Here is an 18413-nt window from a genome sequence, read left to right on the forward strand (position 1 = left end):
TAGTGTAATCTCAGTTCAATGATATGATACCCAATATTCGACAAACAGGAATACTGATAATAACGATATGACAACTTTCAACTTTACATGTTATACAAACGGCAATGCCTCTTCATGTTCTGTATTTGCATTGAGTAAGCCGCGATTATGGAACGTCGAACTTAAATCTGCATAATGCGTTGTGATCGGCAGTCTTGTTTTCAATAGCGAGTGGACGTGCATGAACGATAAGCGATAGACATCCGTCAAAATGGCTTCAAACGGCAAGGTAGTTGTTTGTTGTACGACTTTGAGTGGTTTTGCCATCCCGACACGCGTATGAGGATTCGTCGAGAGGAGATAGCCCATGCGCTCTTTTGTATAACTGAGTCCCTGTGAAGTTTTCCACTCATCTTCATGAATCGCCATCCGTCGATTGATATTCTTCAAAATTTCCACGTAGTCGAATTGAATTTCACGCGGAGATAGAATTGAATCAATAAGAGTCAAATCTTCACGCCCAAATCCATCTCGATGGAACGTGATATGCTTAGGGGCATGTCCGTACTGTTCTTCAAACGCATGAAGTGTATCATAGACAATTTCCCGCATCGTCTCAGAACTGATTTTCTCCCCCGCTTCACTTGTCGAGAGTGCTTTCTGCTTGATCATCGCCCCGTCTTTCCCAATGATTTGAATGATGCCTGCTGCATGTTTACCATTCTCATGACTTACGTCTAATCCGACAAAACAATCCGAATGGAGTGGCTCACCAAGAATCCAGGGTTGTAAACCTGCCTTCACGTAAATCCCCAGTAGAATGTTGTATAGCGTGTCCTCAGAATTCAATACACGGTCATGTAACTCGACGCATTGCGTCACCACATCCTGTTTCCCGCCAAACTGCCTTTTGATGGCTTGATATGAATGTTGGAGCGATGCTTCCTCGGCAATGACAACGACGACACCCTCAAATTGTTGAGGGATACTCTTCAGTTGGTATAGAACATCTTCTGTCTGCAACAAATCAGAAGGTAGTTTCTGACTCAATCCTTTTGGTTTATGCGAGACATTGAGAGTCACCCCAAAGCGCTCAGAGGTAGTTTTTAGTTTATTGATAAACTCTAGGACTTGCAGTTTTTGATGATCTCGTAATTTCGGGTCGACAAAGAAACTGACGGTCGCCTCTCCTGTTTCAAACACACCACCTTGCTTTAATCCAGTTTTTGCATAACTCGTGGTCCTCCCTTTACCGAATCGGAGACGTGGCGAAGGCAACGTTTGAATTGAGTAACCAAGACGAGCTGCTCGTACATCTTGTCGCTCAAACTGAAGCATTGGGAGACGACCAATTAACGCAAGCGCTTCCGGCATAAGTTTCGACATGCGTGCGTCAGGCGACAGTTTGATGATCCGATTGACTGCACCGAATTGATGAGTGGGAATCGTTTCAAATGAACAACTCTGTTTCAGTTGCTCAGGTAAGTAGATAAGGATCTGATTGTTTCGATCTTTGACGTGTACGACGAGCGCGTCGGGTGCTATGACTCGTTTCGGGTCTTTCTTTGCGAAATAATCAATGATCGAACATTTCATAATCGTGCTCACTTCATTCGCTCGGTATGGTGCGACCTCTACAAATTCGTACTCATACGATTTCGGGTGAGTCGAATCGATGACGCGCATCCCTGCAGATACGGATTTCGGATCACTCTTAATCTGCTGCAATAAGTTTTCACGGTATTCAAATTGATGAGTCAAATCGAATCCGAATACAATTTCAGCCTTCTCAGATACATTCACATTGAGATCTAATGCCGGATAAATGAGCAGCCCACTTGTAGACTGTGGGTGCGCCTGTTTCGAGCGGAACTTTCCACGGTTCATCATGTAATTTGGATGAGCCAATCGCTCCAATTGTTTTTTCAACAGACGTTCAAGTAATGTTCGCTCGACATTCCGTGATGGACTGATCGGACGCGCCTCATATTGAAGAAACGTCTCGTCTCCCCATTGTTTGATTTCCTCAAATGAAGCAATGTACTGATCGAAAAACACCATCGGTTGAAAATTGTTCAATTTATTCAAGTGAAAAATCAACTTCCCACCCTGCGTATTTCGTGATGATGGATCTTTGAGCGGTACGGTATAGAGATGGAGTGTCACTTCCGTTGCTGTCGTTAACGCTCGCCATTCTGTTAAATAATATTGGTTCATCTTTAGCTCATCCTTCCCCGTTGTTCAATTCTTGCATCCACTATAACGGATTTCCTAATATTAGGTAGATAAAATAACGAATAGGGTTCAAATGAGAAGTTTACTTATGAGACAAAACAAGAAGCCCATCAATCCGATGGGCTTCCCTTAATTAATTCGCTTCATAGCTTTTCTCGATGTAAGGCTTCGCTTTTTCAAAATCTTCGTAAGAATACAAGACAATCTCTAAATCTCCAGTTCCATAGTGACCAATCCCTCGCATATCTCTCGTAAAGCCAGGTTCGAGTGCTACGGTATCTGGGTCTACTTTCACATACATCAAAATCTTTTGAGTACTTGGGTGAAACTCCACACATGCGAAGTTTTTAATACGCTTATATGCAATATAGTGCTTCGTCACATTTTCCTGCACGTCATCACCTAGTGCTATAAGATATGAAACGAGACCATCAAATAAGTCTCTTGATTCTTCCGTTGCTTGTTTCAAGTAGTCGCTGACCGTCTTACTTGTCACAGAGAACTCCGTTGAAGTCGTGATAGGCTTTGCTGTCGTTGCGTTGACGAGATCAAGTAGCAACAGATCATTCTCATAGTATTTGTATTGATACAATTCGATATTGCGATTGATTTGTTTAACAGCGTGCTCATCATACTTCGTGAAGCCACCGGCGATACAGACGAGACGTGGATTACTCCAATCAATTGTGTCGGACACGCCTTTCCCGTACTGCTTCAAAATTGACAACTCGAACTCCGCTTGGTGGTCGAGTAACCAGTCCAAATAGAACAATCCTTGATTAATCACATTTTCGTTTGTCGACCGCTTGTATTCAATAATAACAGGTGAATTGTTCTCATCTAAACCCAGCGTATCAATCCGGCCACCGTGTGTACGACCCGTGCTGTACTCAGAAGCAACAAAACGAATACCAAGCAACTGCTCTAAATTTTTTTCAAACAATTGTTGGAGCGATTTCTCAATGGTCATCGACTGGCCATATAATTCTTTCGTACCTTGTTCGCTTATTTGAAATAGTTTAAGGTCCCCCATTTTTATTCTCCTTTCACACTTCCAACAGCTGATCAGCTAACAAAAGTGAGTATTCATTTGTAGTATGAAGAACTACTTCATGTAACGCCCTTGTTAGAGAAACATATAACTGTCGAGCTTCCTGAGGAGTATCAAAGTAGTTCATTTCATCCACGTCCATCATCAATACTGCATCGAATTCCATTCCCCGCAAGTAATCGATTGTCGAGATGACAATCTCGTCACTGACTTTTGTAGTTTCCGATTGAATGAGTTGCGTCGGCAACTGTAACTTTGAATGCAAGAAAGACGCACGCTCCATCGTTGGTGTGATGATACAAATTGAATATTCTTCTTTACCCCATCGAGATAGCAACTCTTTTAATTCACGACTCTTTTTTGATCTTAATAGTTCAATCGGCTTCCCGTCCCTTTCAAATGGATCGATCCAACTCGTATCATGACCAGTATCAGCCAATACCCCTTTAGCTAAATCAACAATAGGTTTCGCAGTACGGAACGTTTTTGTTAAGTACTCGATTTTCCAATTTGATTGTCCGTGCTCTTTAATCGGTTCCCAAGAAATCATTTCGAGCGAACGATAGCTTTGGAGTGTGTCACCAAATATCGTCATCCCGTGACACAACTTCTCGAGTACGAAAATGTCTAGCGGTCGAAGCGTCTGTCCCTCATCGACAAACAGATGACTCCATTTATCTGGATACCCATTTGTTTCATAGTGCAGATACATCCAAAAGAAACGATCAAGTTGTGTTGGTCGCTTTAATTTATGCCACATCTCTAACAATTCTTCTGACTGGGTTTTCTTGAGATAAACAAGACGACCTGGTTGCTTCATAATCGACCAAACCGTCGCAGCCTCTAGCTTGGTCGTCTTCTTCCAAAAGTCGATTAATTGAAGATGCTCTCGCTTTTCACGTGCCAATTGACGCTTCATATTTTCTTGCATAATCTGATCAAGCGTACGAGTTTTCGTCGAATCTAAATCTCCGCTCCATCTCTGCATATCCGTAATTAACTCATTCTTGTACTTCTCTTTATTCAAGATAGCTGTTCGTTCAGACTCACTGCGCAGCATCTGTAAAATTTGCTCTGTTTGAGCAGGACCTGGCCGTTCTTGTCCAAACCAAATGGCTAACGCACGCTCATGTAAATCTTCTAGCGTCTTAATCGGCTCATACCGTCGAAGCAACACAGCAACATCGTCATACCACTCCTCAATTGCCGCATCAGCCCACTCGAATAAGTCGTGTCCTTGATATAACGGAAGAAGTTCTTGAACGATACTTGCGGAGAAGTCTTTAGACGATACAGTCTTTAACCATTCATCAAATGCCATTGTAGAAACTGATTGAATTTGTAAATGCTCCGCATCCTTCAACAGTTGATGAATCGTCGCTTCGTTCGGAGCTAAATAAAGCATCTTTCGGCGTTCATCTTGATACTGCAAATAAGACATACGATGTAGCGCCGTTAACGATTTCCCAGTTCCCGCCGCCCCTTGGACAATCATATATGTATTCACGGGTGCCTGAATAATGTTGTTTTGTTCGGCTTGCCGCGTCGCAATGAATCCATCAATAGAACGATCTTTTTGCTTCTTCGTCAACTCTTTCTCCATAAAACTCTCTTGTGGAACGTCAGGCACCGTCGACGGCTTTTTAAATGTCGATTTGATTTGCTCGGTAAATCGTTTTGTCAGTGAGCTCGATTCCCGTTTTGGAGCACGACGATGATTTGCCTGAACGACACGTCGCTGTCTTCGATCAAGCTCGAGCTGTGTCATCCCGATGATGTCACCACCTGGCGTCTCAATTGTCTCTCCGTTAAACATGGACGCACGCATCGCCATCTCGCTCCGCCAATCTAGGACGAGCGGAATTTCAGGTGAGCGAGGGTGCGCCACCCCGAACTTCCCGACCGGATAAATCTCTTCTTCCCCTTCGTCCTCAATTACGAATGTGAACGAATACAGTTCTTTCAGAGCGTCTTCATACTTTTGGCGTTCCTGCGCGCTCTCCGATTGACGTGAATGTCCTCGCATATCAATCATTTCATAGTCACTTGATTCAAGACCTGGTTTGTCCCCTGCCGTCTTCCCATTTAGATGAGACTCGATCACCATACAAAAGTTATCAAGTCGTTGCTGTTCATTTTCTAAAATCACTTTCATAATCTGCACTCCCACATTATTATATATCCTCATTTTACCAAATATTCCAGACGTAAAATTACGTTTTTATTTAAAGGGGTAAATTCTTTAATTGAAGTTAGAAACACATACCACCTATTATAATTTTTATCTCCCTTTCTTTTAAAACGGACGTTATAATGTTAGTTGATTCCTAAATTAACGGGAAACATTCCCTTTGTTTGGAATAAGACGAATGCCACATCATCGTTTTAAAAAGGAAGGACTACATCATGAATCCAACAACTCAACAAAAAACAGCTGACTTATTTAAATTTTTAGCCGCTGTTAAACGGATGGATATCCGTACTGAAACCGATACAAAAGGCTATGAACTTCTTTTATCTCTAGAAGCGTTAACGTATCCAAACGTTCACATCACCCGAGATGAAGAGCTCTCTATCGAAGTGCATTTTCTCTCGCCATTCGCAGAGAAACGACCAAGTTTACCGCGAGAACTCTATGCATATGTCCTCCAAGAAGGCGAAACATATAAACGTACGGAATTATTCCCTGAAAAGCTAGATAAGACCTTCAATGATTTTTTAGCTTCAATTGAAGATTGGGAACAAAAGAAAACAGCACACGAATCTGCTCGGAAACTATACGATTCGATGTATCGAACGATGCAACTTTTATCGACCGAGAGCGATACATACGAACTCGTCTACTCCTTCGGAATGCTGCACTGGCCAAATGACAAAGTCGAGCGTCCACTATTTACAAGAGCTGCCGTACTTGAATTTGATCAAGAGAAGAGTCTGTTCCGCATTGAAGCGTCAGCTATACCGACAAAACTTGAACTCGATATGCTCGACCGTGACCACGTTTGGATGTCATCTGAACTATCCCGATATGAGGTCGATTTCAAAGAAGAACTCACTTTTGACTTTAAACCGTGGATTGAGACAGAACTAAAGGATCAGTCCGAGCGCGTACTGAAACTGTTACACGACGATCACGCTTATGGAGAAGTCGCGACTGTCTACGCGATGCCGGGCATGTGCTTATACGTTCGCAAGAAGTCAGCACATGCATGGGTCGAAGAACATGAGAACTTGGCCACGTTGATTGAAGACGGGCTATCTCCCTCACCTGCACTACAGCAATTCTTAACATCAAGCGATGAAGAAATTCACGCACTTGATGCGCTCGATCGAGACGCGTGGAAACCTGTCGGGGAAGAAATTCTGTTTCCACTCCCTTACAACGAGGAACAAAAACGAATTTTAAGTCAACTCAGTAATCATGCTGGCGTGGTTGTACAAGGTCCTCCTGGAACAGGGAAAAGTCACACGATTTCTAACTTAATCTCACATTTGCTTGCTCACGGAAAACGCGTTCTCGTCACCAGTGAAAAAGAACATGCGTTAAACGTCTTGCGCGATAAACTCCCTGCCCAAATTCGTCAACTCGCGGTATCCGTCCTCGGGTCGGATTCAAAGACGACAAAGCAGACGGAAAGTTCCCTTCAAGCAATCGCTTCGGAGTTGAATCGCACGACTGCTTTAGAGTTAGAGGATAAAGGAAAACAAAAGCAACAAAAGCTGTATGAAACACGAGAAGAGATTGCCCGTTTACGCCGAAAAATGATTGAACAAGCTGCCAGTGAACACACAGAGATTCCGTATCTTGACGAGACTCGTTCCCCGACCGATTGGGCTAAATGGACGAGTGAACAAAAAGTCACGATGCAACTTCCAGTCCCTATTTTGACGGATACTTGTCCGATGACGGCAGATGAGTTGGCGGACTTTTATCAACTTATGGCAGAACGAGAAACGCTTAATCAAGGACCGAATGTGACGACTTATCCAGCAACTACAACACTTCCTACTGTTGAAACGTTCTTAGCTCAAAGTGGTCGTTACGAAGAACTTGTCGCTCTCGAACAGACACAGGTCGCCGCGTCGTGGTTACAGGAAAAATCGACGTCACTTCGTCAACAGACGCGAGACCATATTCAGACGTTGCTCGAGTCGATTGATCGACAACCCGAGTGGCTACGTGAACGATACAGCTACTGGACCACCCATCGTAGCGATGAAGTGCAATGTGAAGAGGATTGTCAGACGTTTGAACGTGATGTCAAAGCACTCGAGTCGTTGGAGCGTAAACTCGCTGTCCATGACATCGAATTGCCTGCTACCTTGCCAAATGATGTCTGGACACTCGCTGACGAACTTGGCCCTATTTTAGACGCAGGAAAAACCGATGGCTTTTTCTTTAAGCTGACGAAACGTAAAAAATATGCCGTCTTACTTGATGAAACTAAAATTGACGGCAAGGCTCCGCAATCGAGTGCCGACCTTCAACTGTTGAAACAATTCGAGGAATTGAAATCATCGTTGACGACATTGTCACGTCGTTTCAAATACGCGTGTGAGCACTTTGAGCTCGAGTTAGAGACGCCTGAATTTTCGTCTTATCGGACGGCGCTTCATGCACTCCGTGAATGGAAAGCTGTCTTTGTGACGTACAACGAGTCAATGGTTCCGATTTTCCGTCTGTACAACGAACGATTCCATTATGAGAAAGATTGGTTGACGCAAGCGAAACAAGAGCTAGATGCCTCGCTGGCGCTCGATGAGATGAAGGAGCTACAGACAATCCAGACATCCTATTTATCACTCATCCATGATACGCACATCCATCCAGCGGCGTTACGTATCAAACAAGCGATGCAAACTTGGAATGCCGCATGTTACACGCAGTCCATTGAAGAGTTGGCATTACTCGAACAACAAAATATGAAAGCGACACGCCTAAAAGAACTGACAGTACGTATCAAACAAGTTGCCCCGGGTTGGTTGAATGCATTTTATGACGGAACTGCCCCGACACTTCAACTTCAGACGTTCGAACTCGATTGGAAAGTAGCACGTATCTTGACGCTGCTCGAAGCACTTAGTGATGATGATTATCGAGAGAAAATGAAACAGTTGGAGAAAGAGGAAGGAAGAGCGACAGCGGACTTGTGTGCGACATATGCGTGGAAAGAACAACTGACGCGGATGACGCCGTCGAAACAAGAACGTTTGAACAGTTGGGCGAAGTTAATTCGCCAAATCGGGAAAGGCACTGGGAAACATGCGGCCCGTCACAAACGTGAAGCCGCCCGTCAAATGGCTGCGGCTCAAGACGCGATCCCAGTTTGGATCATGCCGGTGAACCGCGTTCTCGAATCGTTCAAAGAAATCGACGAACTGTTCGACGTCATCATCTTCGACGAGAGCTCACAAAGCACGATGGATGCGATCTCGCTTTTGTCGCGTGCTCGAAAAGCCATCATTGTCGGGGATGACCGTCAAATCAGTCCGACGACGTTCCAAGACCAAAACGCGATCCAAGAGAAGAAAAAGACATACTTTGGTAACGATACGACGATGACGTTATTCGATGGTTCATCAAGTCTATACGATCTTGCATCCGTCAAGTTCAGTGCGACGGTCGGCCTCCGTGAACACTTCCGTTGCGTACCAGAGATCATCGGGTTTAGTAATGCTCATGTGTACGAAGGTCGAATCATACCGCTCCGACTACCGCAACGCGCCGAGCGATTGACTCCAGCGGTCCAGCACGTCTTTGTCGAAGATGGGAACGTTGCTGAAACAACGAAAGACAAGTTCAACATCCCGGAAGCGAAAGCGCTCGTCAATCATTTGAAACAGTTGATCGATGATCCACGCTACGCGAAGCGGACGTTCGGAGTTATTTCGCTCCTTGGGAAAGCCCAAACGGACCAAATCGAGCGAATGGCGACTGACTTGATTGGTATTGATAAGCTGATTGAGCACAACGTCCGATTCGGTGACGCCTATACGTTCCAGGGTGATGAGCGTGACGTCATGTTGCTGTCACTCGTCGTTGCACCGAACCGTCGCTTTACGGCACTTACGAAAGAGACCGACAGCCAGCGCTTCAACGTTGCGGCAAGCCGGGCTCGAGATCAGATGATTTTGTTCCACTCTGTGACGCTACAAGACATCGGCAATCAGAACTGTATGCGCTATAAACTTGTCAACTACTGTCAGAATCCGCTCGGTGATCAAGAGTCGTTTGAAGCGGCCCAACATTTATTCGACTCTCCATTTGAAGAGGAAGTGTATAAGCGCTTAACGAACCGCGGTTATCTCGTCCGCCCACAAGTTCAAGTGAACGGGTATCGTATCGATCTTGTCGTCGAAGGCGAATCGAACCGCCTTGCTGTCGAATGTGATGGTGAGCGTTGGCACGGTCCTGACGTATACGAGCAAGATATGTTCCGGCAAAAAGTGCTCGAACGGGCCGGGTGGACATTCTGGCGCGTCCGAGGTCGCCATTTTTACCGTGATGCGGATCAGGCAATGGAGCCGTTATGGGCGTTGCTCGATGAGATGGGGATTGAGCCGATACGATTAAATAGTAAATAAGTTTTTGTTTGGTTGATGACCGTTCGAAAGGACGGTCATCGTTTTACATAGCATCTAGTTGTTCAATGTCATAGATAACGGAGAAAAATTATGAAGAAACAATATGTACAAATGCTAGTGGTGTTGGTGTTTGTTATCGGTATCAGCGCAATCGTGGTTCTCAACTTAACGAAATCTGTATCCTTAGTACTCGAACCTAATACTGAAATCACGACTAATGAAGAGCAATCTAATGCACAGACTACCTCTTCAGATGAGATTGAGACTATAGATAATCAAAGTGATGTGACGACTATAGATGAGGAGTCTTTGCGAACATTTGCTCAAGTTTTAGGAGTCTCCTTAAAAGATATTGTGTCAATTGATTTTAGTACCGGAAAATACAGTTGGGCTAATGGTTATGATGAATCTATGATGTCCTATTATCAAACCATCATTCAATTAAATACTAAGCAAACCAAAGAAGAATTAGCAGATTATATCAATGCTGTTGCAAGAGCCAATTATCGAATGGAGAAATTTCGAATTAAAGTACTCGAAGAAAAAGGATATAACCTCGTTAAGTGGGATGAAAATCAAGATACATTCCAGTATTTATCGGATTACTCTCGATATTCAGTAGCGGAGCTATATTATAAAGAGTTTCCTGAAAAACGCGTAGACGATCAAGACTCTTATTTTTTAAATAATGCTTTAAAATAAATTGCGTGAGACTTATTCTTTCGAAAGAGAATAGGTCTTTTCATTTACATTAAAGGGAATATTCATACAAATATAGAAGTAAAAATTAAAAATAGTCATTTAATTTTCGGGGGAAGGAGAATAAGGTCATGTCCGAATTTAATGCATCCTTTAAAGAAAAAGAATGGTCAACTTATTGGAAAGAACATGATTTACATTTTGTCCATGAACTTCCGCTAAAAAATGAAGAAATCACAGCTGTTCAAGATTGGTTAAAATTTCAAATGACTCATCAACGTCATTCCTCCGCTTCGCTCTTAACAGAGCGTCTTTGGCGGCTATATCCACTTACTTGTTTAATCGGTACGTCGATGATTGCACTACATCAAGAAGATCGGGGCTTTTGGACGCTTTTTAGTGACTTCTACTCAATCAGTGACAACTTTGTCGGCTATTGGAAAACTACAATGCATCAAACATTAATACATCAACATATATTCACAGCAGTAGACGGTAACTTAAAATATTATTTAACCGCATTGATTCATTCAGGTATCACATCAGTGTACGCACTTGAGAATATCTACAACCATTTTATAAGCCATGTGATTGAAGATCGAAGACAGCTTCCTAGTGCAATCAAACAAGTCACACAAAACGAATGGCCATGGAATGAACAGTTAAACAAACCGGTAAAGCTATACATTGAACAGAGTATCAATAACCCAGAACCTTTATTGCGTCTTAAAGAGTTCTTTATGGAACAACGGAAAATTCAATCGTTCCCGCCTTATATGCGTAACAATCTACAAATCATACAAACTATCGTGAAGAAGGACCAGCAACGGCGCTCTCGTCGGCAGTTCATTTTTTGGGACGAACTCGCGTCCCGTCCTCGTATTAAGCTTCCTAAGATTTATCGAGAAGATGCTAAGTCAGCATATTGGCGAATTGGTGATACCACAGTCCAATGTAGTCGCGAAGTATTGCCGCATGCCATTCGATTTCATCCGCATGATTCAATCGTCGATTTTTCTCCAAACATCACTACGGCTTGCATCACGATTGACAATGAAGATGAAGTTTATGAATTACCCTCTACCTATCCTATGATCTTTAAACAGAAAGATCAAAATGAACAATGGGAGCTGCTACGAGGAAAGTATGTGGCTCCAGGGACGGAGTTAATTATCGTTAAACCAAGCAATTACTCTACAATCGACTCCTATCACCCTGTCTCAGATTCAAAATGGCATGAATATGAGTACAAAAAAGTACAACTGAATGAAGATGTTGAACTTTATTTCCATACTCCGGATCAAACGATTTATCGCCAACTTGTCACATCACCACGCGCTGAAGTTACAATTGACAGCCGACCGCTCTTTTATTCCGATCGAAATCACTATACCGATTTTCCTTCTCTAAGATTTCACGACCTAGATATTCATGACTTGCTCCATTGGAAAGTAAACGTAAAAGACAATGTTTTCGGGTTAGAAGATTTCCATGGCGCATTTCTCCAAGATGAAGATGATGTATTGCTTGATATCCGGGCTCTTAAGCTCCATCGGAATTTACTTGAAGACATCACTCTAAAACTTCGAAACACTGAACGTAATGATACTTATACATTTCGTTTCACTTTATTACCACAAGATTTCTCGTACAAGATGAGTCAAGGTTCAATCCAATTTGAGTCAAGATACTTGCAACGTGTGCGCATTGATCAGAAATCTTATGCACCTCATCAACAAAAAGTAACAATCCCACTCCACGAGGTGAATCACTCTGTCCTGTTAACGTTAACGATTGCAGGACACTCATTGTACACTACGTCTTTTAGTAAGACTTTTTACGAATATGAGATCATCTCTTCCGAAGGCCGACATCAAATTTTTACACAAGAAGAAATGCAGTCACTCATGATTCGTGTGACAACTCGCTTTCACTCCGATGAATCAATTCATGCACATTTAATTGTTCGAAATCAAATGCAGGAAGAGTATGTTCCTATCCCATTAAAACGCAATCAGAAATCAAATTTGGTCTCTCTTTCAATTTGTCAGCATGTCATTCATCGTTTTCAATCTGGTCAGATTACGTTAAGTATAAATGGCCAAACGGAATTGATTGGTCAGTTTACTGATGAGCTTCATTCGCTCCTCTCTATGGACGAATCGTATACGGTCCATTTATCACATGCGCTACCATATGAAATTAGCTTTAAAGTCTTTCATCCCTACTCTTTAGAAAATAAATCTCATGTCTTTACATTCGAACAAGGAAAAACCTATAAGATGCTTCATCCATTTCCTGATTCTCGAGTTATTGTAAATGGGGTGAAACAAGAGGAAACCAGTTGGTTCGATGATGAAACAGAAATTCTTTTTCCGAAGTTAAGTCATAAACTAAATCGTACAGAAGTTTATCTATTTATTGATTCCTTAGATGAAACAAGTTGGGGACTATTCATCGATAAGTTAAACGAATATGGGGCTGCATATCTACGAGCGCTCGAATCGGTCGCTAATCCATCACTTATTGAAAAGGTGCTTTGTTCTCCTGATTTGATTGAAATTTTGCTCTCTCGGTTTGACGCAGAAAGAGTATCCTGGGAACGCTGGGTTACGCTATTCGGTGTGTACTTGTGGAAATATGAACAACAGAAACGTTTTTACGAAAAGGCCGAAATTTACCCTCTCATTCATTCTAAATTCGGTCATCTTCAAACATTTTCATCATTGAATCCCACAAATCGCCAACAGTTACTTCAACAGTTCAGCAGATTATTACTTCCTCAAGATGTACATCCTTTAGAATACAGCGTTCTCGCTAGTTGTAAACGTTATCTTGAAGACGATTTTTATCAAAGTACAACTCAATTAATAGCCTACAAACAAGATGCCCAAACGCAGTTAAGTTGGATTGAATCAAAACTTACTGAACGACAACAGGATATCCCACCTCGTGTTCAAGAATTATTGACGAAACGACTATTTCCACCAAAAATCGAATTCAACCAATACCCTACTCTCTTATATATATTGGTACAGACGAAACTTCTAGCACTAGGCACAAAGCCAAATTTAAGTGTCAAAGGAAAATTGAAAATCCATAAAAGACTCAATCAAATTCCCGCATTGTCGATTAAAGATGTATGTCATAACAGCTATCATTTTGCCACAGCATGGGAGGACAAAACGCTATGAGTATTCACCCGATTCAAGCAACCGCTCGTCTGCAAGACAGATATATGGACTACTTGACTTCTTACTTTAAAATCAATGATGCCGACCTTAATCAGCAATTTATTGACGGGTTAAGACACGACAAACAGTTTTTAAAAGGACCTTATCTTGAAGCAACTCTCCCCTACAAGCCAGGTCGAAGAATTACTGACTTAGTAGATGATGGGACCGTCCACTCTGACATTACCCGCTTCCTACCAGGTGAGGACAACTTTCGTCTATATCTCCATCAGGAACGAGCGATTCGAACCGCAAAAAATGGGCAGTCTTTTGTCGTTGCGACCGGAACCGGGTCTGGTAAAACAGAAAGTTTTATTCTTCCGATTTTCAACCACCTTCTAACACAACGTGACAACGGTCAGTTAAACGATGGTGTGAGAGCTTTATTACTCTATCCGATGAACGCTCTTGCTAACGATCAGCTTGATCGCCTACGTGAATTGTTAAAGGACACTCCGGACATCACGTTCGGTCGATTTACTGGAGAGACAATCGAGAAGACACAAGATGCTCGGAAATCATTTTATAGTCAGCATGGCAAAAATCCGTTGCCGAACGAGCGATTATCTCGAGAAGAAATTCGCCGTAACCCACCACACATCTTGTTAACGAATTATGCCATGCTTGAATATTTAATGATGCGTCCTGAAGATAACACTTTATTTTCCGGGCACTACCGAGATCATTGGCGCTTTGTTGTACTCGATGAAGCCCATACGTACGATGGCGCGACCGGGGCGGAAGTCGCTATGTTGCTTCGACGTCTCCGGACCGAAGTCGAACAACAAACACCCCTTCAATTCATCGCCACGTCGGCTACACTCGGTTCTTCAGAACAAGCTAAACGAGATGTGATGTCATTTGCTGAAAAGTTGTTTGGTCAGCCTTTCAGTTTAGAGTCGGGTCAGCTTATTACCTCCGAGCGCATTGATTATGATGAATTATACGCAGCGGTCGAGCTGCCTGACCCGACCGTTTATACCTACTTGAAACGTTGTTATGAACAGGATGAGTCTCCTGACATCACCGAGTACAACTATTTAAACTTATATGAAGGTTCTCCTAAATCGCTCATCTATGAATTATTGGCACATGATCGACGGTTACATCGTTTACGAAAACACTTGAGCGATGTGCACTTACTCTCTGATTTGGCCAATGATATCTTCCCAGGTGAGTCCGATGAGCAGGCGCTTGAGTATTTGATTCAATTGATCGACGTGGCTACGTTAGTGAAGGATGATACTCGTCCGAAGTTACTTCCGGCTAAGTATCATACGTTCTTCCGTGCGTTAGAAGGGGCATATTTAGAGTTCTACCCAACAAGAAAGTTGCATTTGTTCCCAAAACAACAGTCTGAAGACGGTCATCCGATTTATGAAATTGGTGTTTGTCGGCGGTGTGGAGAAATACATGGTTACGGTCACTCGCCTCACGTCGGTCACATTCATTCAAGGAGTAGTGATGGCGATGCCCCGAATGTGTTGTTCCGCCTTTCTACGGATGAAAAAATGATCACTTCTGATTTAGAGGACGAAGAAGAGACGAAGGTGTCTGTTAAAGAGTGGTGCCCTAGTTGTGGAGCTACTAGATTCCCGGGAGAACAGCATGAACCTTGTGACTGTCATGTGTCCTTACAAAAGATTCAGACCATTAATCTACAAGAAGAAAAACCAATCTGTTTATCTTGCGGTCTCACCTCTCTTCGAACCGATGCGATTCGACCATTTTATACAGGTGCAGACGGCGTGACTTCCGCTCTGGCTGCTCAACTCTATCAAGAATTGGTCATTGGCAATCCGAAACGTCAAGAAAATCAAAAACAAATACAAGATAGCTGGTTTGATGACGAAGAAGCAGAGACTACAGAAGAACTACCCGCGTACGAAAAACAGAACTTAATCGTCTTTTCAGATTCCAGACAAGATGCTGCTTTCTTTGCACCGTTTTTAGATCGCACGTACCGAAATTACTTATGGCGCTCTTACTTTTGGCGTGCCATCGAAAATCGTGAAGGACTGATTTCGATTGAAGAGTGGAAAAATATCGTTATCAATCTTCCAGGTTCTCGTTCAATTCATCGGTTTGATGAACTAGACGTCGAACATGAAGTAAAGTTACGTTTATTCCGAGAATTCATTTTAAGTGACGATGACTTTTCTCTCGAAAATCTTGGTATAATCGGATTTGAACTGAACCTTCCACCTGATAAAAAAGCCAAACTAGAAGAGCTAATCAGTAAAAACTTTCAAATTAAACACGAACACGCCTGGGCCTTCTTAATGACTGTCTTTTATTACTTGCGCTTGCAGGCCATCGTGAGTATTTCTAAAGATTTGAATCGTAAGCATCTCATTCTTGCGCCTAAACAATATGAATATGGAATTGTAGCGACAGGCGGACATCCTACCAATTATGTAAAAAACTTTGTCCCCGAACGAACAAATGTCTTTCTACAATTGTTTGAACGCTACTACACAAGATATGAAGTTCCCTATTCTACCGAAGACATAAAGGGCAACCTAAATGACTTATTCACCAGACTATTAACGCACCCGTCATCTCCGCTAAATGATTTGTTTGATCACTTACCGCCTGAACAAAATCGTTCGGAGCTCTGGACGCTACAAGCCTCACACTTCAAAGCGTATCGACCTCAAACGGTGTATGAATGCTCGCTTTGTAAAACGGTTCATACGCATGATGCAGGGATCTGTAAGACGCGCAACTGTGACGGGCAGTTAAACGAAGTTCGCGTGGAAGAGCTAGAACGGGGACAACATTATCGGGAGATGTATCGCGACTTACTTCCGATTGATATGGTCGTAAAGGAACATACCGCTCAACTTTCTAACCGACTGGGTCAACAATACCAAAATGAGTTTATTCGTCGTGAAATCAATGTACTGTCCTGTTCGACGACGTTTGAGATGGGCATCGACGTCGGAAGTTTAGAGTCCGTGTTTATGCGAAACGTTCCGCCGAAAACAAGTAACTATATTCAACGGGCCGGGCGGGCCGGACGAAGTTCTTCCGCCGCTGCGTTCGCATTAACGTTCGCCCAGAAAAAATCACATGACCTCACTTACTTCGAAAACCCGAAGGACATGATTGCGGGTAACGTCAAAGCACCAATCTTCTCATTAGAAAATGAAAAAATCATTCGCCGTCATATTCACGCTACTGCGTTAGCTCTATTCTTTAAAGAACGTCGTGAATTTTATGGCAACTGTCAGACGTTTTATCGCTTTAACGAGTCTTCTGCGAAAGGACCTGAACAGTTTATTCAATGGTTGGACTCACATCCAACTCACTTAAAGCACCAACTTTTCTCCATCGTCCCCAGTACACTCTATTCTACTTTTGGGTTGGACGATTGGCGATGGATTGAAGTAGTAAAAAATGAAGATGAATCGTTTTATACTGCGGCACTCCAATATGAAACTGACTTAAAGAGTTTAATAGAGATTCATGCTGAAAAAACGAAAGACTTAGGGTTAGGCGATACGTATGCCAAAATGATTAAAACGCTTAAAGATGATTCTTTGATTGGCTATCTATCCAGTAAAGGATTCTTACCGAAGTACGGCTTCCCAGTCGATACGGTCGAAATGAAACTGATGGACAAATCAAATCGCTCTAACTTGAGACTTCAACGGGATCTAAAATTAGCCGTATCGGAATATGCGCCTGGTAGTAAGTTAGTCGCGAACGGCATGTTAATTGAATCAACCGGTTTAAAGCTGATTGACGGAAAACAATTGCCGCTTCACCACTACACTTACTGTAAAAACTGTAACAAGTACACCTATGTTGGAAAGTATGGCGTCAATGACGAAACTGAAATTCCTTGTGACAAATGCATGGAGCCTTTACGAGTGAAGTACTATGCGATTCCGAAGTTCGGTTTCTATGGAAAAGCTAAAGAATTGAGCACGGAACGTCGTCCTGATAAAGCGTATGGATCACGTGTCTTTTTTGCAGATCACACTGAGGAATCAATCCAGCCTTTACACATGGAAGGCAATGGCTACGAACTAGATTATCTATATTCTCACTATGGGAATCTATCCATCGTCAATGACAACAAAGGACAGCAATACTTCGTGTGCGAATCATGCGGATCACATGTGGATCATAAACGTCCTCACACGTCTCCGTTAGGACACAAGTGCTCTTCTAAAAAGCGACTTACTGTTCGAAATGCTCCGATTTCATTAGGACATCAATTTACAACGGACATTTTACGGATGAGCTTTAACTTCAATAACGGTAGCTTTCTATACGAATCAAACCAAGCCCATTCTCTCTTGTACGCATTGATTCGCTCAGCGAGTTATGTGCTTCAAATCAGTGAAGATAGCTTAGGGGGCGTCATTCATTACGTGTCTGCCACAGGTACGTATGATTTGATTCTATACGATGATGTTCCAGGTGGTGCCGGCTTCGTTCGTGCTGTCAGTGAACGATTACCTGAAATTATGGAACACGTCAAAAACAGTATTCAACATTGTACGTGTGATGCAGATACAAGTTGTTATACTTGCTTGCGTTCATATCGCAACCAGTACTTGCACGATCAGTTGAAACGACATTACGTCATGGATTTGTTCGCATGAAAAAATGGTGTG

Annotated in this window: 7 protein-coding genes; 4 read left to right on the forward strand and 3 right to left on the reverse strand. The window is 42.7% G+C overall.

Annotation, left to right across the window (positions count from 1 at the left end; all coding sequences use genetic code 11):
- Positions 1 to 90 precede the first annotated feature (90 nt).
- The 3 genes from AC5LIL_RS12790 to AC5LIL_RS12800 all read right to left on the reverse strand — a co-directional run bounded on the left by AC5LIL_RS12790 (position 91) and on the right by AC5LIL_RS12800 (position 5420).
- Entirely contained in the window at positions 91 to 2196 is a 2106-nt protein-coding gene (locus AC5LIL_RS12790) for a Piwi domain-containing protein (RefSeq protein ID WP_499824300.1), read from the reverse strand.
- A gap of 151 nt (positions 2197 to 2347) precedes the next feature.
- Positions 2348 to 3247, reverse strand: a complete 900-nt coding sequence (locus tag AC5LIL_RS12795; RefSeq protein ID WP_215144540.1) for a DUF5655 domain-containing protein — start codon at positions 3245 to 3247, stop codon at positions 2348 to 2350.
- A gap of 13 nt (positions 3248 to 3260) precedes the next feature.
- A complete protein-coding gene (locus tag AC5LIL_RS12800; protein WP_499824301.1) occupies positions 3261 to 5420 on the reverse strand; it encodes an ATP-binding domain-containing protein in 2160 nt (719 codons plus the stop codon).
- Positions 5421 to 5671: 251 nt separating this feature from the next.
- Between AC5LIL_RS12800 and AC5LIL_RS12805 the strand changes: the two genes are divergently transcribed.
- The 4 genes from AC5LIL_RS12805 (at position 5672) to AC5LIL_RS12820 (ending at position 18401) form a co-directional block, all read left to right on the forward strand.
- On the forward strand, positions 5672 to 9850 hold the full coding sequence (locus AC5LIL_RS12805; protein ID WP_499824302.1) for a PDDEXK-like endonuclease domain-containing protein: 4179 nt from the start codon (positions 5672 to 5674) through the stop codon (positions 9848 to 9850).
- A gap of 90 nt (positions 9851 to 9940) precedes the next feature.
- Entirely contained in the window at positions 9941 to 10552 is a 612-nt protein-coding gene (locus AC5LIL_RS12810; RefSeq protein ID WP_499824303.1) for a hypothetical protein, read from the forward strand.
- 128 nt (positions 10553 to 10680) lie between these two features.
- Entirely contained in the window at positions 10681 to 13743 is a 3063-nt protein-coding gene (locus tag AC5LIL_RS12815; RefSeq protein WP_499824304.1) for a hypothetical protein, read from the forward strand.
- Positions 13740 to 18401: a DEAD/DEAH box helicase gene (locus tag AC5LIL_RS12820; RefSeq protein ID WP_499824305.1), complete on the forward strand. Its 4662-nt coding sequence runs from the start codon at positions 13740 to 13742 to the stop codon at positions 18399 to 18401. The genes AC5LIL_RS12815 and AC5LIL_RS12820 overlap by 4 nt, the downstream gene beginning before the upstream one ends.
- The last annotated feature ends 12 nt before the right edge of the window (positions 18402 to 18413 follow it).

The sequence above is a fragment of the Exiguobacterium sp. RM11 genome (assembly GCF_059821525.1).

What these genes read in the sequence shown, in the direction of transcription:
- AC5LIL_RS12790 (WP_499824300.1), bottom strand. Translation starts at nt 2,196, where the DNA reads ATGAACCAATATTATTTAACAGAATGGCGAGCGTTAACGACAGCAACG.
- AC5LIL_RS12795 (WP_215144540.1), bottom strand. Translation starts at nt 3,247, where the DNA reads ATGGGGGACCTTAAACTATTTCAAATAAGCGAACAAGGTACGAAAGAA.
- AC5LIL_RS12800 (WP_499824301.1), bottom strand. Translation starts at nt 5,420, where the DNA reads ATGAAAGTGATTTTAGAAAATGAACAGCAACGACTTGATAACTTTTGT.
- AC5LIL_RS12805 (WP_499824302.1), top strand. Translation starts at nt 5,672, where the DNA reads ATGAATCCAACAACTCAACAAAAAACAGCTGACTTATTTAAATTTTTA.
- AC5LIL_RS12810 (WP_499824303.1), top strand. Translation starts at nt 9,941, where the DNA reads ATGAAGAAACAATATGTACAAATGCTAGTGGTGTTGGTGTTTGTTATC.
- AC5LIL_RS12815 (WP_499824304.1), top strand. Translation starts at nt 10,681, where the DNA reads ATGTCCGAATTTAATGCATCCTTTAAAGAAAAAGAATGGTCAACTTAT.
- AC5LIL_RS12820 (WP_499824305.1), top strand. Translation starts at nt 13,740, where the DNA reads ATGAGTATTCACCCGATTCAAGCAACCGCTCGTCTGCAAGACAGATAT.